Origin of the sequence: Planktotalea sp. (assembly GCF_018607965.1) — a bacterium.
Lineage (GTDB): Bacteria > Pseudomonadota > Alphaproteobacteria > Rhodobacterales > Rhodobacteraceae > Planktotalea.
This window is the reverse complement of the sequence record NZ_JABBAM010000110.1, coordinates 1-21772: the sequence shown is the minus strand read 5'-3', so window position 1 is coordinate 21772 and position 21772 is coordinate 1. Positions and strand designations below refer to the sequence as shown.

At 52.0% G+C, this 21772-nt stretch carries 20 protein-coding genes and 1 pseudogene; 11 read left to right on the top strand and 10 right to left on the bottom strand.

What is annotated here, in order from left to right; genetic code table 11:
* The first annotated feature begins 163 nt into the window (after positions 1 to 163).
* Positions 164 to 535, top strand: a complete 372-nt coding sequence (locus QZ279_RS10435; RefSeq protein ID WP_293450575.1) for a hypothetical protein — start codon at positions 164 to 166, stop codon at positions 533 to 535.
* Here QZ279_RS10435 and QZ279_RS10430 read toward each other — a convergent pair.
* Positions 532 to 1493, bottom strand: a pseudogene (locus tag QZ279_RS10430) (IS1595 family transposase). The gene QZ279_RS10435 and the pseudogene QZ279_RS10430 sit on opposite strands and share 4 nt — an antisense overlap.
* Positions 1494 to 1595: 102 nt before the next feature.
* Between QZ279_RS10430 and QZ279_RS10425 the strand changes: the two are divergent.
* The 5 genes from QZ279_RS10425 to QZ279_RS10405 all read left to right on the top strand — a co-directional run bounded on the left by QZ279_RS10425 (position 1596) and on the right by QZ279_RS10405 (position 6201).
* A complete protein-coding gene (locus tag QZ279_RS10425; protein ID WP_293450573.1) occupies positions 1596 to 1805 on the top strand; it encodes a DUF6471 domain-containing protein in 210 nt (69 codons plus the stop codon).
* A gap of 118 nt (positions 1806 to 1923) precedes the next feature.
* Positions 1924 to 2622 (top strand): hypothetical protein, encoded by a 699-nt coding sequence (locus tag QZ279_RS10420; protein ID WP_293450571.1) that lies wholly within the window; start codon positions 1924 to 1926, stop codon positions 2620 to 2622.
* A gap of 168 nt (positions 2623 to 2790) precedes the next feature.
* Positions 2791 to 3537, top strand: coding sequence for an RNA methyltransferase (locus QZ279_RS10415; RefSeq protein WP_293450569.1), 747 nt, complete (start codon positions 2791 to 2793; stop codon positions 3535 to 3537).
* Positions 3538 to 3601: 64 nt separating this feature from the next.
* Positions 3602 to 4744, top strand: coding sequence for a heme A synthase (gene ctaA, locus QZ279_RS10410; protein WP_293450567.1), 1143 nt, complete (start codon positions 3602 to 3604; stop codon positions 4742 to 4744).
* On the top strand, positions 4741 to 6201 hold the full coding sequence (locus tag QZ279_RS10405; protein WP_293450565.1) for a carboxypeptidase M32: 1461 nt from the start codon (positions 4741 to 4743) through the stop codon (positions 6199 to 6201). Before ctaA ends, QZ279_RS10405 begins: the two co-directional genes overlap by 4 nt.
* A 284-nt stretch (positions 6202 to 6485) precedes the next feature.
* Here the strand turns inward: QZ279_RS10405 and QZ279_RS10400 are convergent, their stop codons facing one another.
* From QZ279_RS10400 to hemB, 6 genes are all read right to left on the bottom strand, one after another.
* A complete protein-coding gene (locus tag QZ279_RS10400) occupies positions 6486 to 6734 on the bottom strand; it encodes a hypothetical protein (RefSeq protein ID WP_293450563.1) in 249 nt (82 codons plus the stop codon).
* 387 nt (positions 6735 to 7121) lie between these two features.
* On the bottom strand, positions 7122 to 7640 hold the full coding sequence (locus QZ279_RS10395) for a LysR family transcriptional regulator (protein ID WP_293450561.1): 519 nt from the start codon (positions 7638 to 7640) through the stop codon (positions 7122 to 7124).
* Between the two features lie 373 nt (positions 7641 to 8013).
* The gene (locus QZ279_RS10390) at positions 8014 to 8190 is read right to left on the bottom strand and encodes a hypothetical protein (protein WP_293450559.1); all 177 of its coding nucleotides are present in this window, start codon (positions 8188 to 8190) and stop codon (positions 8014 to 8016) included.
* Between the two features lie 18 nt (positions 8191 to 8208).
* Positions 8209 to 10974 carry a DNA gyrase subunit A gene (gene gyrA, locus QZ279_RS10385; RefSeq protein WP_293450557.1) on the bottom strand — a complete coding sequence of 922 codons (2766 nt, stop codon included), beginning with the start codon at positions 10972 to 10974 and terminating at the stop codon, positions 8209 to 8211.
* Between the two features lie 131 nt (positions 10975 to 11105).
* Entirely contained in the window at positions 11106 to 11681 is a 576-nt protein-coding gene (locus QZ279_RS10380; protein WP_293450555.1) for a YSC84-related protein, read from the bottom strand.
* 123 nt (positions 11682 to 11804) lie between these two features.
* On the bottom strand, positions 11805 to 12806 hold the full coding sequence (hemB, locus tag QZ279_RS10375) for a porphobilinogen synthase (RefSeq protein WP_293450553.1): 1002 nt from the start codon (positions 12804 to 12806) through the stop codon (positions 11805 to 11807).
* A 165-nt stretch (positions 12807 to 12971) separates the two neighbouring features.
* Here hemB and QZ279_RS10370 point away from each other — a divergent pair, with 165 nt between their 5' ends.
* Complete coding sequence (locus QZ279_RS10370) at positions 12972 to 13463, top strand: component of SufBCD complex (RefSeq protein WP_293450551.1); 492 nt, start codon at positions 12972 to 12974, stop codon at positions 13461 to 13463.
* Positions 13464 to 13493: 30 nt separating this feature from the next.
* Positions 13494 to 16943: a transcription-repair coupling factor gene (mfd, locus tag QZ279_RS10365; protein WP_293450549.1), complete on the top strand. Its 3450-nt coding sequence runs from the start codon at positions 13494 to 13496 to the stop codon at positions 16941 to 16943.
* Positions 16944 to 17003: 60 nt separating this feature from the next.
* On the opposite strand, the gene QZ279_RS10360 is transcribed toward mfd, so the two are convergent.
* The 3 genes from QZ279_RS10360 to QZ279_RS10350 are packed head-to-tail and all read right to left on the bottom strand — an operon-like array spanning position 17004 to position 18481.
* The gene (locus QZ279_RS10360) at positions 17004 to 17579 is read right to left on the bottom strand and encodes an HD family hydrolase (RefSeq protein WP_293450547.1); all 576 of its coding nucleotides are present in this window, start codon (positions 17577 to 17579) and stop codon (positions 17004 to 17006) included.
* The gene (locus QZ279_RS10355) at positions 17576 to 17812 is read right to left on the bottom strand and encodes a hypothetical protein (protein WP_293450545.1); all 237 of its coding nucleotides are present in this window, start codon (positions 17810 to 17812) and stop codon (positions 17576 to 17578) included. The genes QZ279_RS10360 and QZ279_RS10355 overlap by 4 nt, the downstream gene beginning before the upstream one ends.
* Before the next feature lie 12 nt (positions 17813 to 17824).
* Positions 17825 to 18481 carry an alpha/beta hydrolase gene (locus QZ279_RS10350; RefSeq protein WP_293450543.1) on the bottom strand — a complete coding sequence of 219 codons (657 nt, stop codon included), beginning with the start codon at positions 18479 to 18481 and terminating at the stop codon, positions 17825 to 17827.
* A gap of 190 nt (positions 18482 to 18671) precedes the next feature.
* Here QZ279_RS10350 and QZ279_RS10345 point away from each other — a divergent pair, with 190 nt between their 5' ends.
* The 3 genes from QZ279_RS10345 to sufB are packed head-to-tail and all read left to right on the top strand — an operon-like array spanning position 18672 to position 21733.
* Positions 18672 to 19130 carry an Rrf2 family transcriptional regulator gene (locus tag QZ279_RS10345; RefSeq protein WP_293450541.1) on the top strand — a complete coding sequence of 153 codons (459 nt, stop codon included), beginning with the start codon at positions 18672 to 18674 and terminating at the stop codon, positions 19128 to 19130.
* Positions 19130 to 20173, top strand: coding sequence for an aminotransferase class V-fold PLP-dependent enzyme (locus QZ279_RS10340; protein ID WP_293450577.1), 1044 nt, complete (start codon positions 19130 to 19132; stop codon positions 20171 to 20173). Before QZ279_RS10345 ends, QZ279_RS10340 begins: the two co-directional genes overlap by 1 nt.
* Positions 20174 to 20197: 24 nt before the next feature.
* Positions 20198 to 21733, top strand: a complete 1536-nt coding sequence (gene sufB / locus QZ279_RS10335) for a Fe-S cluster assembly protein SufB (RefSeq protein WP_293450539.1) — start codon at positions 20198 to 20200, stop codon at positions 21731 to 21733.
* Positions 21734 to 21772 lie beyond the last annotated feature (39 nt).

Genomic DNA, 21772 nt, shown 5'->3' with positions numbered 1-21772 from the left:
CGTGAATCATATCAGCCCCACAGGCTCAATCAGTTAATGGGTCCTGACCCTAGATCGATCATCACTTAAAAAATACAAAGATGTGGCTAGCATTGATGAATTGGCGTCAATGTTTGCTGTATCTCGTGACGTTGTAACCAATCAGATGGATTACATCTAATTCATGACCGCGAAAACCGAACTGCCCGAAGTATTGCAGCGTGACAAAGCACTTCAAGAAATCATAGCAGATTCTGAGCAGGGCGAAGACAGCGATAAAGCAAGTGAATTGGTTTCGGGGGCGGTTACCGCAGTAGAAGTTATTGGGCGTAAGCGTTACTTTGACTTGCGAGACAAGTGGTCTGGTTGGATCATAAAGTGGATAACCGCTCTTATCGCTTTTAATGCTGTAATTACTGTTGCGGTAGGCGCAGGCTTGTTAGACTACTCAGAGTACGAATGGTTCATTACAGCAATCGTAGTACAAACTTTTCTTCAGATTGTTGGATTGGGTGCCATTGCCGTGCGTTATCTATTTGCGGATAGTGGTCGTTAAGCCGCCCGCTGCCAATACCCTTTCCAGTTACGCGACACAGGCGCGCCCATCGCGTTAGACACCACAATATGCGCCAGCGTGCCGTTGTCAGTGCGACGGTTGTCTTCCAACCATGCAGCGTGGTTCGCATACTGGCCCAGATACTTAGGCGACACGCCGTGGTGCTGGCCCGCTACCATATTGCGCAGGCGGCTAAAGAAGCTTTCAACCATGTTCGTGTGCTTGCCGTGGTCGCTGTAAATCTCAGAGTGGTTAACGCGATCAACATGCCAGCCCATGTGCAATTCATCCCAGTGGGACGCTTCATCCGCTGACATTGTGGACAGGCGAGATACGTTTTCGTTTGCCAGCGCTACGCCTTCGCCCTCAGACATGCCAACGAATGGCAACGTTCGGCCCTCACGCTCACGCATGGCGATTACAACGCGGCGCTTGCCAGTTTGGTGGATAGCCAAGCGACGGTCCTTGCGGTCTTTCTTGGCGTTCTCTGGGCGAATGTGACCGCCAAAGTATGCGCCGTCGAATTCAATATGACCCTCAAGGACTTCGCCCGTGTGGATTTCTTGCGCCATTGCTTCGCGCAGTTTGTGCGCGCAGACGAATGCCGTCTTGTATTGGCAACCCAGATCGCGGCTCAGTTGAACCATGCTTAGGCCCTTAGATGCGTTCACGATAATGCAAATCGCGGCCAACAGGTCCACGAAGTCCATCTTGCGCGATGCAAAGATAGTGCCGGGAGTAACGCTAAACTGGTGCGCACATGCCTTGCACTTGAATTTGCGGCGCGTGGTGATCTTGTACGTCTCGTGATGGAGCAACGTGGGCAAACCGCTTCGCCGTCTGTCTCAGGCCAGCGCATCTTGCAGAACGTATCATGCGCCGCCTGTTCGCCAGCTTTATAGACGCTGCGAAGGCTAAGTGTGCGTGATGCTGATGAAAGAAGAAAGTGCTGTGCCATTGTAACTATATCTTGTTCTTATATCACATATATAGTACATATAGCATGATTTAAAATGCCAAATATCACAAATATGATGCATTTATTATATAGGAGTGACAAATGCCTGAACAGAACGAATGGGAAGTCAAAGCCGCCAACATTTTGAAGGCGCAACTTAAGCTTAATGGGGTATCCTACGCCCAACTTGCTGAATTGATTGGTGACAAAGAGCCGAATGTGCGCAACAAATTGAGCCGTGGTAAATTTTCAGCGGCGTATTTTTTGAGATGTCTAAATTCAGTTGGCGTAACGGATTTGCGATTGGGGTAACCGTTGGCGGCTTATTCTCCATATTCAGCTTGGTGTGGGTTATTGGGTTATTGGGTTAAATTACTGCCCAAACCAACCCTGCAAGTATCAAAAGGATACCAGCAGCCCACAAGGATATATGAGCGAAAACGAATGGGAAGTACCAAAGCCCATTCGGCCCACGTTTAGTACCCCAATCAAACCAAGCGATACTGAAGGCAATCCCCAGCAAAATGAATATTACGATCTTCGTGCCCAAGAGCGCATGGCTCATGCCACGGATTGGATTGCTTGGATTACTTTGGTATCCTCTACCTTCGCTGTGTTTGGTGTCGGATTGTTGATTTGGAACCTTTCCGCCGCTCGTGAGGCCAACAAAATAGCGCGTACTATCGGGCAGGCTCAAAATAGAGCCTACATCGCTCACATGACGGGTGGAGACGCCACACCAGTTGCTGAAGTTTTTCAAAATGAGATACATACCTGCCTCACATTCGTGAATCGCGGATTTTTGCCAGCTAAATCTCTTTCCTATAGCGGTATAGTCAGGTTGACCCTCAATGGTACGATGGTTTTTGAGGAAAACGTCTCCGACTTTCATGGAGATTTGATAACTCAATCTGACGTCCTCTTTCAGCACAAACTTGATGTTAAGGGGTCGCTCTGGCCTGAAGTATTGAAAGAAAAAAGTTTCATAGAGATCGTTGGCATTGCGATGTATGGTGACGGTTTTGATAATAGATGCCAAACTGCGGTGGGTTTCAAAACATGGATTAAGGGGCCTGCCAAGGTTTCCAACGCCGTTACATATATCCAAGGCGAAAATCACAACACATGAAACTAAAGCCTTAATCACTCACAACCCCCGATCCGAGGTTGGTGCGTTTGATACATAAGGCCGTAAATATCCCGGGAGAGCGCGAGAGGGCTGGCCCTCTCGCTCCAAACCTTGAAACTCGCGCAGGCGCAGCTTATCAGCAGCCAAACCGTTCCAAGGAGCACTCCCATGCCGTCAGACACCTCCCAGCCCAGCTTTGTCTTGGTACGCCCACAAATGGGGGAAAACATCGGAGCCGCTGCGCGGGCTATGTGGAATTTCGGCCTTGATCGCATGCGCCTTGTTAATCCACGCGATGGCTGGCCGAACCCGAAGGCAGACGCGATGGCCAGTGGTGCAGGGCGCCTTTTGGATGAAGCACAGAATTTTCCAACCACGGACGCGGCCGTTGCAGATTGCACATATGTGTTTGCAACGACGGCGCGTCATCGCGATCTGACCAAACCAGCGTTTTCGCCAGAAGCGGCCATGAAGCTTGCGGCTGAAAAGATCGCAAGCGGTGAAAAGGTCGCTGTTTTATTTGGCGCCGAACGCGCTGGATTAGAAAACGAAGACATCGTGCGCGCAAACGCGTTGATCAATGTGCCTGTGAACCCAGAATTCAACTCGCTCAATCTTGCGCAATGCGTGTTGTTGACGGGGTATGAGTGGCAGCGCCAAGTGCGCGACATCACACATGAGCGCGTAGAAATGGCCCACACGGTTTGGGCCACGCAGGGCGAAGCAGAAGCGTTGGCCAAGCACTATGAAGAGCGTCTGGACGAAGCGGGGTTCTTCTTTCCGCTCGCCAAGGCCAACAGTATGAAGATCAACCTGCGCAACATGTGGTCACGTATGCCAATGACGCGCGCGGATGTACAAATGTTGCATGGTATGTTGCGGCAAATGGTGCGTTGGAAGAACAAATCAGAATAGATGCTTGAAGGGGCAGGGTGGTGGACCTACCCTATGCATAACGATGGGTCTAAAGAGGCAGATCATGAGCAAGAAACGCAGTATTTTTGAAGACGTCGACACAGCTGAGAAAGTTGCCCCTGTGACGGGCGGAATCGATTCAGTAAAACGTGGCGCACGGCGCGGCATTCGCATTTGGTTGATGATCCTTTTCGCCCTGGTCCTCGTGATGATCGCGGTTGGCGGTTTGACGCGGCTTACGGATAGCGGTCTTTCGATCACCGAATGGAAGCCGTTGACGGGGGCCTTGCTGCCCATGTCCGAGGCCGCGTGGATGTCTGAATTCGACAAATATCGCGCGATCCCGGAATACAAACTCCAAAATCAAGGCATGTCGCTGTCTGAATTCCAGTTCATCTACTGGTGGGAATGGGGTCACCGTCAGCTTGGTCGTGTGATCGGTTTGGTCTGGGCACTTGGCTTCTTTGGCTTTCTGTTAATCGGTAACATTCCGACGGGCTGGACAGGTCGCTTGCTTGGCATGGGCGCACTTGGTGGCTTGCAGGGCGCGGTTGGTTGGTGGATGGTGTCCTCTGGTCTAACGGGTACGATGTTGGATGTTGCGTCGTACCGTCTTGCCACGCATCTTGGGTTGGCTTTTGTGATCCTTGGTTTCATCGCGTGGTTCATATTTGAGCTGAAATGCGAAGAGCGCCAATTGATGCAATGCCGTCGCCATCGCGAGACGCGTTTGTTCAACCTGAGCACCGCGCTTTTGGCCTTCGCATTTGTTCAAATCTTGCTCGGTGCGCTGGTTGCGGGCATCGACGCGGGACGCACCTACAATGACTGGCCGCTGATGTCGGGTGGCTTTATTCCCCCGTATCCCTTTGATCTCGTCCCTATCTGGCGCAACTTCTTTGAGAACGCGGGACTGGTACAGTTCATGCACCGTATGGCGGGTTACGGTCTGTTGATCTTTGGTATCGTGATGTGGCGCGCAGCCCGTCGTTCGCCCAACTCTGGCACGCGCGGTGCGTTCACTGTGGTCCTTGCGATGATGACACTACAGATGCTGCTTGGCATCTTCGCGGTGCTTTACTCTGCGCCTTGGCACATTGCTATCGTTCACCAGCTTGGAGCCGTCGCGCTTTGGGTCTTGATCCTACGCGCACGCTTTTATGCGGGCTATCCAACACCTGACCAACTGCGAGGAGCAGCCAAATGAGTGCATTTGATGATCTGATGTCACATCAGAAAGAGACCGAAGCGCTAAGCAGTGTTATGGGCCGTTTGGGGTGGGATCAAGAAACGATGATGCCACGCGGGGCCGCCTCGCAACGCGCCGAAGAAATGGCAGCCTTTGAGGGCGTTTTGCACGCGCGCCGCACGGATCCACGCCTTGGTGAATGGTTGGGCAACGCACAAGCCCCTGACGAGGCCGGCAAAGCGCAATTGCGTTTGATCACACAATCATTTGAGCGCGCTCAAAAAGTGCCCGCTGATCTGGCGCAGCGCTTGGCCAAGGTCACATCCACCAGCCAAGGCATTTGGGCACAGGCGCGTGAAGATGAAGACGTCGCTGCCTTTTTGCCAACTTTGAAAGAAGTGGTTGAATTGAAGCGCGAAGAGGGCCAAGCGCTAGCGGCGGGTGGCAACACATATGATGCGATGCTGCAAGATTATGAACCCGGTGCAAGTGCGGCCAGCCTAAGTGCTATGTTTGCGGCGTTGCATCCGCGTCTGACTGCGCTGCGTGATCAAGTGATGGCAACTGATCAGCCTGCTGATTTGGACTTCGATTTTGACGAAGGCAAACAGATGAAGCTGACGCGCAAGCTGGCTAAGACGTTTGGCTATGACATGAGCCGCGGACGCGTTGATAAGGCCGTGCATCCGTTTTCGTCCGGCTCTGGCCAAGACGTACGCATCACCACACGCACCAGCCTGCGTGACCCGTTCAATTGCCTCTACTCAACGATCCACGAGGTCGGTCATGCGTGTTACGAGCAGGGCATCAGCGACGGCTATCTCCTGACACCTGTTGGTGGCGGCATATCTATGGGCGTGCATGAAAGCCAAAGCCGGATCTATGAAAACCAGCTTGGTCGGTCACAGCCGTTCTGCGGTTGGCTCTATGGTCAGATGCGCGACACGTTTGGTGATTTTGGCGTGGCCGATGAAGACACGTTCTACCGCACCGTGAACAAACTGCGCCAAGGGTATATCCGCACAGAGGCAGATGAGGTGCAATATAACCTACACGTGCTGCTGCGCTTTGATCTGGAACAGGCAATTATCTCTGGTGATCTGGCAGTGGATGATCTGGAAGCTGCTTGGAACGATCGGTTCGAGGCTGACTTTGGCTTTGCGGTCGACAAGCCGTCAAACGGCATGTTGCAAGACGTACACTGGTCTGTTGGCCTGTTCGGCTACTTTGCGACCTATAGCCTCGGCAACGTCTATGCAGGATGCTTGAACCAAGCGATGCGTACGGACTTGCCTGATCTGGATGCCTCCCTCGCACTGGGCGATCCAACACCTGCGACCGAATGGCTGAACGAAGCGCTCCAGCGCCACGGTGGCTTGCGTGACCCCCGCGCAACGATTGCGCATGCATGTTCTGGTGTTGAGCCAAGCGAGGCGCCGTTGTTGAACTATCTGGAAACGAAATTCACTGGGTAGGTGGTTTAAGAGATCGTTTGTGTTGATTTCAACCTTAAGAAGACGTCACACACAGGAATGCTTCGTGGGCAAAGTATAACGGTATGATGCTCATTCGAGAAGAGTAGTGAGCATCAACCGTCAACAGCCCATTTAGTTTTGAATGAGGTTTGTGGCAGTTCACTACAGACCTTTTCAAGCGTTCCAAAAAGGCGTTTTTGAAGCTGTCATATCTGGGGTCGAGTAGGAGCTATTTTTTGATCTTAAATAGCTCCTCTAATCTATAAAGTTGAGGCCTTTGGGTATCAAAATTCACGATGCTTAGGAGAAAATAATGCACTATTTCGACGGCTTTTCTTATCTGAAGACTTCAAAAAAAGTGATAAGTAAATCAGCCAGGACGAACATAAGGCCAGAAAGAGCGCGACAATCATCTGCATCGGGCTGAAGCCATAATCGGCAGAGTGACAAAGCAAAAGTGCACTTAACGCAGCCAAGTGTAGGACTGCCACAAAGCGCATCGCGAAAGTTACATATTCTGTATTTAAGCTCATACTTTTGACTCCTTTAATCATGATCTTAAGATTTAATAGATTTTCTGAAGATGAAACAGAAAAGGTTGCATATGCGATGCGGCAAAAATGTTAGGGTTTAGAGATGTCATCTTACCAATTGAAAATACTTCTAATAAGCGGATCGTTCCGACGAGATTCGTGAATGGAAACCCAAACATCATCATAAATTGTGGGTGAATTTGGAACTTCGCTGAGTTCTGCATGTTGAGAGGCAAGGGAGCGCGGCAACATCACCATGTAGGGCAGTTCTTGGATGGTGTTCAAAGCAGTGTTCAGGCCTTGCAATGCGAGTCTTGCGGGACGGTCGAAATGGTTTTGTAAAAAACTCTGATCCAGACTGTTTCCAGTTTGATCGACAAACTCGATTCAGCCTTGCAAATTCGGCATAAACTCTGTCCGTGCAAAGACGGCGTATTCGGTTCTTGTGATCTTTTTCCGTACCAATCGAACTTCAGTCGGCTCATTGGATGTAAAGGCCAGATCGACCTCCCCGTATGCTAGCGAAAATGGAATGAGCGTTAAATGCAGGTTAACATCTTGTTTTTCTAGTAAAAGCCCTGACCAATAGGGCGCTAAAAACCCCTGCATTAGACGAATTTCACAATAGACACGCAGCGTGCCTTCCTCGCTGATGGCAGCGTCAGTTTGAATACTATCAATGTCAGCTTTTACGCCTTGCGCGATTTCGACAAGTTGAGCACCGAAAGCAGTTGGGTGCCACTCTTGGCCATCTTTTAGGAATATTGGCTGGTTATATTTGTCTGATACGTTTTGAATATGGCGAGACACTGTTGTCGCATTGGTTCGCAGCGCCTTTGCCGTCTTACCCATTGTTCGGTATTCAGCCAAAGCTAGGCAATAAATTAAGTCATTCCAATTTTGCATTCTACAGCCATTTTGTATGTTGTGTTTAGATACTTAAGTTTTTCAAAAAGACCGCAGTTACTGCCGATTTAGCGCGTCGAAACAGTCTTTTCGACACTCGGCATACCTAGCAGCTCCACTAAAGCGCATCCACATTGCCTATCGATTGCAGCGTGTATTTAGAGATAAGTTTACTATCTATGGATATCAAAATCAGCTCAAAAGCACAACTCCAAATAATTTAATTCTAAAAAATTCACCTTAAAGGTGCAAATATCAGACGCCAAGGTATGAAAAAAGTTTAGCCACTTGATTTTTCACAAGCGGCTATGTCTTCATTTTAAAGATGCATTTGAAGCAGTGTAGGTCACAGACTTACTTAAAGCGTGTTGTTCTACTTTTTGTCACGCGCTGCTTTTTCGTCTTTGGTCAGAACTTGGTTCCATACGTTCTTGGAAATCCCAAGCTCTGGCTTCATCGGCTTGGTTTTACCCTTGGTGACAGCGCCACCCTTTTTCAGAAACTCCTGAATAAGCGCGTCTTCGGTCGTGGATTTAGGCACCTGTTTCATGTGTATTTCCTTCGCGGGTTAACTTGCGTCAGTCTCTGGGGCGTCGCTCTCGACCGTATCTTCGTCACCTTGATCCGCGATGCGCGCGACGGACACAACGCTTTCACCTTTGCCCGTGTTGAACACCTTCACACCACCAGCAGACCGCGAGCGGAACGAGATACCTTCAACAGGCACACGGATTGACTGACCTTTGGACGTAGCAAGCATGATTTGATCGTCCAGTTCTACTGGGAAGCTGGCAACGACTTCGCCGCCGCGCATCGCTTTGTCCATGGCTGTGACACCCATGCCACCGCGACCCCGAAGCGGGTAGTCGTGGGACGAGGACAGTTTGCCAGCGCCACCAGTCGTGATCGTTAGGATCAAGTTTTCGATCGCGGACATTTCTGCATAACGCTCTTGTGGAAGCTGGGTGTTCGCGTCGCCTTCCTCCTCGTCTGGCAGTTCTGCATCATCTGCAAGTCCCGCCATTGCGCGCCGCATCTTGAGATAGGCCGCGCGTTCATCAGATGTCGCTTCAAAGTGGCGAATAACGGACATGGACACGACTGAATCATCCCTTTGCAGCTTGATGCCACGCACACCGACAGAGGCACGAGAGTTGAACACGCGCACATCCGTGGCACGGAAGCGGATTGCGCGGCCAGAATTGGTGGTCAGCATCACATCATCGTCGTGGGATGCGATACGTGCATCGATCAGGGTTGTGTGCTCGTGCTCGCCCTCAAACTTCATCGCGATCTTGCCGTTGCGCATGACGTTGGTGAAATCTGACAGTTTGTTACGGCGCACTGTGCCTGCGGAGGTAGCGAAGACGACTTGTAGATCATCCCACTCGTCCTCATCACGATCTACGGGCATAATTGCCGCAATGGAAACGCCAGGTGGAATGGGCAGAATGTTCACAATCGCCTTGCCCTTGGCGGTACGGCCACCCAGCGGCAGACGCCATGTTTTCAGCTTATAGCTCATGCCATCGGTCGTGAAGAACAACAGTTGTGTATGCGTGTTGGCAACGAAGAGCGTGGTGATTACATCCTCGTCTTTGGTCTGCATGCCAGCGACACCCTTTCCACCGCGACGCTGCGCGCGGAAATCAACAAGAGGGGTGCGCTTGATGTAGCCGCCAGATGTGATGGTGACGACCATGTCTTCACGCTCGATCAGATCTTCGTCTTCCATGTCGCCGGACCAGTCGACGATCTCTGTACGACGGGGGACGGCGAATTTTTCACGAACTTCGCGCAACTCGTCACGGATGATATCCATGATGCGTTCGCGTGACCCTAGAATTTCGAGGTATTCGCGGATCTTTCCTGCCAGTTCTTTCAACTCGTTCGTGACTTCCGTCACACCAAGCTGTGTCAAACGCTGAAGGCGTAGTTCAAGAATGGCGCGTGCCTGTGTTTCAGACAGGTTATACGTGCCATCGTCGTTCATCTTGTGGGTCGGATCATCAATCAGGTTGATGTATTCCGCGATGCTGCCCGCAGGCCAACGCCGGGTCATCAGCTTTTGACGTGCTTCAGCCGCATCAGCAGATGCGCGAATGGTTGCAACCACTTCATCGACGTTCGTCACCGCGACAGCCAGACCACATAGAATGTGGCTACGTTCACGGGCTTTGCGCAACTCGTACGCAGTACGTCTTGCAACAACGTCCTCGCGGAAGTCTATGAAACTGCTCAAGAAACGCAAAAGTGTAAGCGTCTCAGGACGGCCACCGTTTAGCGCCAGCATGTTACAGCCGAAATAGGTTTGCATTGGTGTGAAACGGAACAACTGATTCAAAACAACTTCGGGCGTTGCATCGCGTTTCAGCTCGACAACGACGCGCACACCATTCCGATCGCTTTCGTCCTGTACGTGGGCCACGCCCTCGATCTTTTTCTCGCGCACTTGCTCGGCGATTTTTTCGATCATCGAAGACTTGTTCACTTGATAAGGAATCTCGTCGATGACGATTGCGTAGCGGTCTTTGCGAATTTCTTCGACGCGCGTTTTAGAGCGGATAACAACCGAACCACGACCCTCAAGATAGGCTTTGCGCGCACCTGTTCGACCCAGCATAATGCCGCCTGTGGGGAAGTCTGGACCCGGTACATATTCGATCAATTCTTCTGTCGTCAGATCAGGGTTGTCGATCAACGCAAGGGTCGCTGTGACCACCTCGCCAAGGTTATGGGGCGGAATATTCGTCGCCATACCAACCGCGATACCACCAGCGCCATTGACCAACATATTTGGATAGCGCGCTGGAAGGACTGTCGGTTCTCTGTCCTTTCCGTCGTAATTATCCTGAAAATCCACCGTATCCTTATCTATATCGGACAAAAGGTAGGCTGCGGGCTTGTCCATGCGGACTTCGGTGTAACGCATCGCAGCGGCGTTATCGCCGTCCATGGAACCAAAGTTACCCTGACCATCAAGCAGGGGCAGCGACATCGAGAAGTCCTGCGCCATCCGCACCAGAGCATCATAGATCGCGCTGTCACCATGAGGGTGATATTTACCCATAACGTCACCAACCGCGCGGGCCGATTTTCGGTAGCTCTTATCGTGCGTATTTCCAGCCTCATACATCGCATACATGATGCGGCGGTGGACAGGTTTCAGACCATCGCGCAGGTCGGGAATCGCCCGAGAGACGATGACGGACATCGCATAATCAAGGTAAGAGGTCTTCATTTCCTTGGTTATTGAGATGGACGGGCCTGTATATGCCGATACCGGTTCAGGCTTTTCGTCTTCGTTTTCAGGGGCTTCTGGGGTATCGTTCACGTGAGCTATCCTGCTTTATCACCGCGCACGCCATTCGAGCGAGCTGCTATATTTTGTGAGCTTGAATGTAACAGAAACATAATGTGGTGTGCAATGGGAAGTGCTGCAAAAATCCAGTAGCGCTGTACGACTTAGAGCGTATCGGGAATGCGCATCTTGGAGTATTTAGTTCCTTCAATGGTAGCGCCCAGTTTCAAACCGGCTTGACCAAAGATTATGCTGACAACGGGTGATGAGTTGGACGTAGTCGTCGTGCTGAAGGTTTGACCATCATCATAGATAGCGGCCTCAACTTCTGCACCCAACTCCCATCCATCACTTGCACGAAACAGCGCAAGCGCATCCTCGGTTATGAAAAATAGAACGTGTGCGTATTGGTTGGCGCCAATCTGAAAGCCCCAGTTGGCTTTGGTCGTATTATAATACTCGACCGAAACACCACCGACACGCAACGCACCGCGACCAAAGCCGCCTCCAAACCCAAGGCCAGCCTCAGTGATAAGGGGAATGACCAACATGCCAGCCGATCGCGCTGCAAGCGAACGGGTTTTACCGTACTGTCCAAACATTTCAGCCAGAGTCGCATCGACACGTGCATCCAGGCGGTCGGGGGCTGTGTTGCCGTTAATGCGATCACATCCGCTGAGCACAACAGCACTGCCAGCCAGTCCGGAAAGCGCAAACGCGCGGCGGGAGAAATTCGTCATTAGGATACCTGCTTTTTGCCTACTTGCCCCTGCTCTTGCGGCGGGAGTTAACAACAATCTAGCCCAAGCTAGCGCAAAAGTCATAACTTTGATGCGCTAGCAGGCGGATTTCAGCGTATCATGTTACCCATTTGCCAGAATTTCAGCGACGCGCGGTGCGAAATAACTCAAGATCCCGTCACAACCCGCGCGTTTGAAGCACATCAGGCTTTCCATCATCACACGGTCGCCGTCGATCCAGCCGTTCTGTGCAGCCGCTTGGATCATCGCGTATTCACCGCTGACCTGATAGGCATAAGTCGGTACGCCGAATTCGGTTTTCACACGGCGACAAATATCTAGGTAGGGCATTCCGGGTTTCACCATCACCATATCTGCACCCTCAGAAAGGTCACGCTGGATCAAACGCATGGCTTCATCCGAATTGGCAGGGTTCATCTGGTAGGTTTTCTTGTCACCGGTTAGCGCGCCAGAGGCCCCAACAGCATCGCGGAATGGGCCGTAGTAAGCAGATGCATATTTTGCAGCATAACTTAGGATCATCACATTCTGATGGCCCTCGGATTCGAGTGCGCTGCGCATAGCCCCAATGCGACCATCCATCATATCAGAGGGGCCGATAATATCCGCACCAGCTTCGGCCTGTGCGAGCGTCATCTTAACAAGGGCTTCAACAGTGCGATCATTAATGATTTCACCGTCTTCCACGAAACCATCGTGTCCATTGATGTTATAAGGATCAAGTGCGACGTCGGTCATTACCGCAATATCAGGTGCCGCATCTTTGATCGCACGTGTCGCTTGATTGCTGAGGTTATCAGGGTTCCATGCCTCAGCGCAGTCTTCGGTCTTGAGGCTGTCATCCGTATAAGGAAACAGGCAAATTGCTGGAATTCCAAGGCTTTGAGCGTGTTTCGCAGCCTGTGCAATCTTGTCAACGGAGCGGCGCATCACACCGGGCATCGATCCAACGGGTTCTTCAATATCTTTACCATCGCGCACAAATATCGGCCAAATGAGATCCGCAGGGCTGAGCAAATTTTCTTGCGTCAAAGCGCGCAGAGCCGGGGTCCGGCGTGCGCGGCGAAAACGGGCAGCGGGGAAGGCGGCAACAGTGGGGGGCATATGCGTCCTCATGGTAGGAATGTCTCGCATAAGACTTGGCATGACATCCAGCGTAGAACAAGGCTGGGAATTGCTGAACAGGCCAGCTATAGGGATCAAAATACATCTTCTTTTCCCTTGTGAGTTGCTTTGGATCTAACAAACGCCCTTTTTGAGTTGATTGATATGCGTTCTTTCTCGAACCTTTGGTTCTGGATCGCGCTTGCTGTGATGTGGTCAACGGCTTCGCACTGGGTGCTTGGCGTGCCCTACGATATGGTGCTGCGCGCGCGCCGTTTTGGCGGGGATGCTGTCAACGATATGGAAGACCTCGTCCGCATCAATGTGGGGCGATTACTCTATATTGGACGCATGTCTGGTCTATGGTTAGCGGGCTTGACGTGTTTCATGCTGACAGGATTGGCGTTACTTGGCTTTGTCTATTGGGTCGAATTCGCACAAGCGCTGTTCTTGCTATTTGCGCCAATGACACTGGTCGGGCTGCTTAGCTTGAACACAGCGCGCTTGATCCAAGACGAAGCCGCCTCTGGTGAGGTACTTTACAAACGCCTGTTCAGGCACCGTATTTTTGTGCAACTCATTGGAATGGTGTCTATTTTTGTCACAGCTATGTGGGGCATGTACACCAATTTGGCACTGGGCCAGTTCGGTTTTTGACGCGCTCGTTTCTAGGACCATATGTACGCTATGAATAAGTCCCATATCACCGTTTCGGGTGCGCCCGAAGGCTATGATGCGCAGTTGATTTTGCGTGAATTTGAGGCTGGCGATCGTCCGGTTTGCCATATTGCGCGCGATGATAAGCGCATGGCTGCGATGCAGGATGCGCTGCGGTTCTTTGCACCTGACATGCCTGTTATCGTGTTTCCGGGTTGGGATTGTTTGCCCTACGATCGCGTATCCCCGAATGCCGACATTTCTGCTGCGCGCATGGCGACATTGGCGGCAATTGTCCACGAGATGCCAAAGCAGTTCATTTTGCTAACAACGCTTGGCGCGGCAACGCAGCGTCTGCCTGCGCGATCTGTTCTGCGCGAGGCGGCGTTTTCGGCAGTCGTCGGTGGACGTGTAGATGAAAAAGCGTTGCGTAACTTTCTGGTGCGGATGGGGTTTGTGCAAAGTCCAACAGTGATGGAGCCCGGTGATTATGCTGTGCGCGGCGGAATCATTGACATATTTCCACCCGGCGAACAGGGACCCATCCGCCTTGATCTATTCGGGGATGTCTTGGACGGCGCACGCCGCTTTGACCCAGCCACGCAGCGCACAACTGAAAAGCTGGATGTGATCGAACTTGCGCCTGTGTCCGAGGTGATTTTGGATGATGAGGCAATCACGCGTTTTCGCCAGAACTACCGCATCGAATTTGGTGCTGCGGGCACGGATGATCCCTTGTATGAAGCTGTGTCTGCAGGTCGCAAGCATCAAGGCGTTGAACATTGGATGCCGTTCTTTCATGAGCACTTAGAGACGATATTCGACTACCTTCCGAAGGCGACGATCACATGTGATGACGCGCTTACACCCGCACGCATCGCGCGCTGGGAAAGCGTGGCCGATCAATATGAAACCCGCAAGATCGCGATGGCCGCGAAGAAGCGGATGGATTCAGTTTATAAACCAGCACCAGCAGAACTGCTGTACCTTGATGAGGCTGCATGGGACGCGGCCGTGGCAGATCACAGTGTCGTTCAGTTCAATGCCTTGCCACAAGCAACAGGCTTGGGTGTTACGGATGCAAGTGGCCGCATCGGACGCAATTTTTCACCAGAACGTCAACAGGAAAACATCAGCCTTTTCGGTGCTTTAGCGTCCCATATTAAAGCGAAAATGGAAAAGGGACCAGTCGTCGTCGCATCCTATTCCGAGGGTTCGCGCGAACGTTTGACGGGGTTGATCGAAGACGAAGGTTTGGCTGAGATCATCCCCATACGCGATTTCAAAGACGTCGGAAAACGTGGGCTGCATTTGGTGGTCTGGGGGCTGGAGCATGGCTTTGAAACACCAGATGTGACAGTAATTTCGGAACAAGACGTGTTGGGTGATCGTTTGATCCGCGGCGCGAAAAAGCGCAAGAAAGCCGAGAATTTTCTAACCGAAACCCAAAGCCTGAACCCCGGTGATCTGGTGGTCCATGTGGATCATGGCATCGGGCGGTTTCAGGGGCTTGAGGTGATTACGGCTGCGGGTGCTGCACATGAATGTATTCTGCTCGATTACGCAGAAAGTGCGCGCCTTTATTTGCCCGTTGAGAACATAGAATTGCTTAGCAAATATGGCCACGATGAAGGGTTCTTGGATCGTCTTGGTGGCGGCGCGTGGCAGGCCAAAAAGGCGAAACTGAAAGAGCGCATTCGCGAGATGGCGGACAAGCTGATCCGCGTTGCGGCAGAACGTGCGTTGCGCCGCGCGCCAATCATGGATCCACCGCCCGGCATGTGGGACGCATTTTCCGCGCGCTTCCCGTATCAAGAAACCGACGATCAGCTCAGCGCGATCAGCGATGTGCTAGGGGATATGGGATCGGGCCAACCGATGGATCGCCTTGTCTGCGGTGATGTTGGTTTCGGTAAAACCGAGGTTGCCATGCGCGCGGCGTTTGTTGCTGCGATGTCAGGTGTTCAAGTTGCGATCATTGCGCCGACCACCTTATTGGCACGTCAGCACTACAAGAGCTTTGTTGAGCGTTTTCGCGGATTTCCGATTGAAGTCAGACCCTTATCACGCTTTGTGACGGCAAAAGACGCCGAAGAAACCCGCAAGCAAATGGCGGCGGGTACTGTCGAGATCGTTGTCGGCACCCATGCATTATTGGCGAAAAATACGAAATTCTTGAACCTTGGTTTGTTAATCATCGACGAAGAACAACACTTTGGCGTGGGCCACAAAGAACGCCTAAAGCAGCTACGCACAGATATTCACGTGCTGACGCTGACAGCGACGCCGATCCCACGGACATTACAGCTATCCCTGTCTGGTGTGCGCGATCTGTCGATCATAGGGACACCGCCAGTGGACCGTCTGGCCATTCGAACATATGTCAGTGAGTTCGACGCCGTCACGCTGCGCGAGGCCTTGTTGCGCGAACATTATCGAGGAGGGCAGTCTTTCTATGTCGTGCCTCGTATTTCGGACCTTCCAGAGATCGAAGCCTTCCTGAAAGAACAACTGCCCGAACTGACCTACATGGTGGCGCATGGGCAAATGGCGGCGGGTGATCTTGATGATCGCATGAACGCGTTCTACGATGGAAAATACGATGTCTTGCTTGCGACAACTATAGTTGAAAGTGGCCTAGATATCCCAACTGCGAACACCATGATTGTGCACCGCGCTGATATGTTTGGCCTGTCGCAGCTCTATCAAATTCGTGGACGGGTTGGCCGCTCGAAAACCCGTGCATTTGCGTATTTGACGACAAAACCACGCGCGAAACTGACGGCGACGGCGGAGAAACGTTTGCGCGTGATTGGTTCGCTCGACACACTTGGGGCCGGGTTTACACTGGCCTCGCAAGACTTGGACATTCGGGGTGCGGGTAATTTGCTGGGTGAAGAACAGTCCGGTCAAATGCGCGATGTTGGATATGAATTGTATCAATCCATGCTGCAGGACGCGATTGCCAAGATCCGTTCGGGCGAAATGGACGGGCTGTCAGTGAACGACGATCAATGGGCACCACAAATCAATTTGGGCGTGCCCGTGTTGATCCCAGAGACGTTCGTGCCTGACTTGGATGTACGTTTGGGGCTTTATCGTCGCCTGTCATCACTGACCACGAAGGTTGAGTTGGAAGGCTTTGCAGCTGAATTGATTGACCGTTTTGGCAAGCTGCCAAAAGAAGTGAACACGTTGATGTTGGTCGTGCGCATTAAAGCAATGTGCAAGAAGGCTGGGATTGCGAAATTGGACGGCGGTCCCAAAGGCGCAACTGTGCAGTTCCACAATGACAAATACGCGTCGCCGAAAGGTTTGGTGTCGTTTATCCAGAGCCAAAACGGTCAAGCGAAGGTGCGTGACAACAAGATTGTTGTGCTGCGCGAGTGGAAGACGGATGTTGAGAAAATCAAAGGCGCATTTTCAATTGCACGTGATTTGGCTGAACATGCTGGTGCGATCAAAAAGCGGGCGGTTTAGCGAATTTTCTTGAAAATTCGGTGTGCCGGCGGCGCGGATATTTTTGGAGAGAGGAAGCGATTAGCGTGCGAACCAGGATTTGATCTTGGGGGACAACCAATCCCACAATGTCGGCGCACCGCGTGCGATTTTTGATCCGACGCGGGCTTCGATGGTCTCATAGCTGACACCGTAGTCTGTCCAACTGCCGCCATTGGACATCAAGTTTTGATTGGGTGGTTGGAAGCGGTCTAGGGATTTTGCGAAAACAGCGTCAGGGCTTTGTGCGGCTTCGAATTCGTTCCACAGCGCGCGCAAGGTTTCGTTTTGATCGCTTGGGAGCAAACCAAAGATACGGTCCGCGGCTTTGGCCTCATCAGCTTCCATCGCTGCAATATCGTGATCACCAAAGATTGGCGCGTCGCCTGCGTCGATTTCGACAAGGTCATGTAGTACGAGCATTTTGATCACACGATTTATGTCGACACCCTCGGGCGCGTGTTCCCCAAGGATCAATGCATAGAGCGCAATGTGCCAACTGTGTTCGCCAGAATTTTCAGGGCGTGATCCATCGCACAGGGTCGTTGCACGTAGGACTGATTTTAATTTATCAGCCTCGTTCAGAAAAGCCATTTGCGCATCGAGGCGAGCGTTCATGGCTTTTCTAGTTTGGCGGCAGCACGATCAATGCGATCATTCAGCATATTACGCCCACGTGTCAAAGCCATGCGCACACGCGCGGCTGTCATATAGGCTTCTTCAGCTGTGGTTGAAGAACTGGCGAGCAGGTTGCCTATATCGATGACAAGCTCCTCGTCGCCGAGCGCCGTCGCCGCTTCTATCGCGTCTTTGGCCAGATCGTCGGCCAGTTTACCAATGAACGCACTCATGAGATCGTTCCTTTAGCGTGTCGTCTCCGTCAAGCGGCGTTTCACATAGGTTGAAACGTTGCCAATCATGCTGTCCATCTGCGGCTCTTCGGAGAAGAAGTGGCCAGAGCCTTCAAGCTCTTGATGCGTGACCGTGATGCCCTTTTGTTCGTGCAGTTTGTTGACTAGGCCAACAGTGTCAGCAGGCGGTGCCACGCGATCTGCGGTGCCATTGATAATCAGGCCAGACGCAGGGCAAGGGGCCAAGAACGAAAAGTCATACATATTCGCGGGTGGGCTGACCGAAATAAAGCCTGTGATTTCTGGACGGCGCATCAAAAGCTGCATGCCGATCCACGCGCCAAACGAGAAACCAGCAACCCAGCAATGTTTGGAATTGTTGTTCATGGATTGGAGATAATCGAGCGCGGAGGCTGCATCTGATAGCTCGCCAATGCCCTGATCATATTCGCCTTGCGAACGACCCACACCGCGGAAGTTAAACCGCAGCACTGTGAAGCCCATGTTATAAAAAGCGTAGTGCAGGTTATAGACGACCTTGTTGTTCATCGTACCACCAAATTGAGGGTGGGGATGCAGCACGATTGCGATCGGTGCATCCTTTTCCTTTTGGGGGTGATAGCGGCCTTCCAAGCGACCTTCGGGACCTGGAAAAATAACCTCGGGCATATGCGTAAACTCCTGCGTCAAAGCGCTGTGGCTATTCTTGACGAATTAGCTAAGTCACTTTAGAACCATTCTAAGCTGAGCGAGGCTCGGCCATCGACATGCCTTTATGCAATGTGCGCGCGAAGGTCAATCTTTTCAGTGTGTTTGCCCCGATTTAGGGCGCTAATGAACATTATTTCGGGGCGCTGTTATGAAGTTATCGACAAAAGGGCGTTACGCCATGGTCGCGCTCACCGATATTGCGTTGCAAAACCCCGATACGCTGGTGACCTTGGGCGATATTTCCAAGCGTCAGGATATCTCGTTACCGTATCTTGAGCAGTTATTTGTAAAACTGCGTCGTGCGGAGTTGGTTGTTTCTGTGCGCGGGCCCGGTGGTGGATATCGTTTGGCCAAGTCTACGTCAGAAATTCGTGTGCTGGATGTACTGTCTGCCGTCGATGAAACCGTGGACGCGATGCACAAAGGGGCAGGTGCCTCTGGTGGCAGTTCGGGATCACGTGCGCAATCTATGACGAACCGTTTATGGGAGGGGCTTAGTGCGAATGTCTATGTATACCTGCACCAAACACGCTTGTCAGACGTCGTGACCAATGCGTTGGCACCCTGTCCTGCGGTGCCTACCTTGTTTGATATTGTGGATGAATGATGACCCGCGTCTACCTTGATCATAACGCGACCGCGCCTTTACGGGGTGAGGCCCGCGACGCGATGATTGCGGCGATGGATGCCATTGGCAATCCGTCTTCGGTGCATTCAGAGGGGCGCAAGGCCAAGTCGATCATCGAAACTGCACGTGGACAGATTGCATCAGCCTTTGGCGCAGATGGCGCAGATATCGTGTTTACGTCGAGCGCGACAGAGGCGGCGGCGTTGGCCTGTGCTGGTCGCGATTTGGCGAGTGCACGTGTTGAACATGATGCGGTGCTGAGCTGGACCAATGGGGATCTTGCCGTTGATGGGACTGGCGTTGTTGATGTTGCTGATCCGAGTAAAACTGCAGTTCAACTCGCGAATTCTGAGACGGGTGTTTTGCAAAAGCTGCCTGAGGGTTTGGCCGTCGCGGATATGACCCAAGCGTTTGGCAAACTACCCGTCGCGTTCAATTGGTCCGGCGCAGACATGGCATTGATCTCGGCGCACAAGCTGGGTGGTCCCAAAGGGATCGGTGCGCTTGTTCTGAAACGCGGCCTAGATGTTAAGGCGCAAATCAAAGGGGGCGGTCAGGAAATGGGCCGTCGTTCTGGCACCGAGAACATAATAGGAATCGCGGGATTTGGGGCAGCGGCAGAGGCAGCGCAAAGCGATCTTGAGGCTGGGAAATGGGACCACGTCGAGAAACTTAGAAACATTCTAGAAAGTACACTTGCAGAACGCGCAAAACACACTATTTTTGTCGGGAAAGAGAATGCTCGTCTGCCTAACACATCCTGCATCCTGACGCTCGGCTGGAAGGGCGAGACACAAGTTATGCAAATGGATTTGGCTGGTTTCGCTATTTCTGCGGGGTCTGCGTGTTCGAGCGGCAAGGTAAAAGCCAGTGGTGTCTTGATGGCGATGGGCTTTGATGAAATAGCGGCGGCAAGCGCCATTCGGGTTTCTCTGGGACCTGAAACGACAGAACAAGAGGTGCTGGCTTTTGCGGATGCATGGTTGGCCCAACACGAAAAATATCGCGCGCGTGATGCGTGAGCATAAGTTTAGATGGAGGCCGACATGGTAGCACTGGATAATGGAACGGATTCTGGCGTCAAAGAAGGCGTAGATCAGGAAACAGTCGATGCCGTGCGCGAGGTTGGCGGGGCTTACAAGTACGGTTGGTCCACTGACATCGAAATGGAATACGCGCCCAAGGGTCTGAATGAAGACATCGTGCGTTTGATCTCGTCCAAGAACAAGGAGCCAGAGTGGATGCTTGATTGGCGCCTTGAGGCGTATCGCCGTTGGCTGACCAAGACAGAGCCGGATTGGGCAATGGTCGATTATCCAGAGATCGATTTTCAGGACCAGTATTACTATGCGCGTCCAAAAAGCATGGAAGTGAAACCAAAATCCTTGGAAGAGGTTGATCCAAAGCTTTTGGCGACATACGCGAGGCTGGGCATTCCGCTGAAAGAGCAGATGATCCTTGCGGGTGTTGAAGGCGCGGAAGACATTGATGTGAACGCACCACGCAAAGTCGCTGTGGATGCAGTCTTTGATTCCGTTTCCATCGGTACGACGTTCCAAGATGAACTGAAGAAAGCAGGCGTGATCTTCTGCTCTATCTCAGAGGCGATCAAAGATCATCCTGAGTTGGTCAAGAAGTACCTTGGCACCGTGGTTCCCGTGTCTGACAACTATTACGCGACACTGAATTCTGCCGTGTTTTCCGATGGATCTTTTGTCTACATTCCACCGGGCGTGCGTTGCCCGATGGAGCTATCCACGTATTTTCGCATCAATGCCGAAAACACAGGCCAGTTTGAACGCACATTGATCATTGCCGATAAAGGTAGCTATGTCAGCTACTTGGAAGGCTGTACTGCTCCAATGCGTGATGAGTCCCAGTTGCACGCGGCTGTGGTTGAAATCATCATCGAAGAAGATGCTGAAGTGAAATACTCAACCGTTCAAAACTGGTATCCCGGTGATGAAAACGGCAAAGGCGGCATCTATAACTTTGTGACCAAGCGTGCCGATTGCCGCGGTGATCGTGCCAAGATCATGTGGACACAGGTCGAAACTGGCTCTGCTGTGACTTGGAAATACCCAAGCTGCATTCTGCGTGGCAACGAGAGCCAAGGCGAGTTCTACTCTATCGCCATCGCGAACAACTACCAGCAGGCTGACACTGGCACAAAGATGATCCACCTTGGCAAAGACACCAAGTCGCGCATCGTTTCAAAAGGTATCTCAGCAGGTCATGCGCAGAACACGTATCGCGGTCTGGTGTCTATGCATCCAAAGGCGAAGAACGCGCGTAACTTTACACAGTGCGATAGCCTTTTGATCGGTGACAAATGTGGTGCGCACACGGTGCCCTATATCGAGGTCAAGAATAATTCTGCACGGGTTGAGCACGAGGCGACAACGTCCAAAGTAGATGATGAGCAGCTGTTCTATTGCCGCCAGCGTGGCATCGGCGAAGAAGACGCAGTGGCCTTGGTCGTGAACGGTTTCTGTAAGGAAGTGCTACAAGCGCTGCCGATGGAGTTTGCGATGGAAGCACAGCAGTTGGTTGCGATTTCTCTCGAAGGTTCAGTGGGCTAGGGATCAAAGCCATGAATAAGAAAGCCCTTTTTTCGGCCC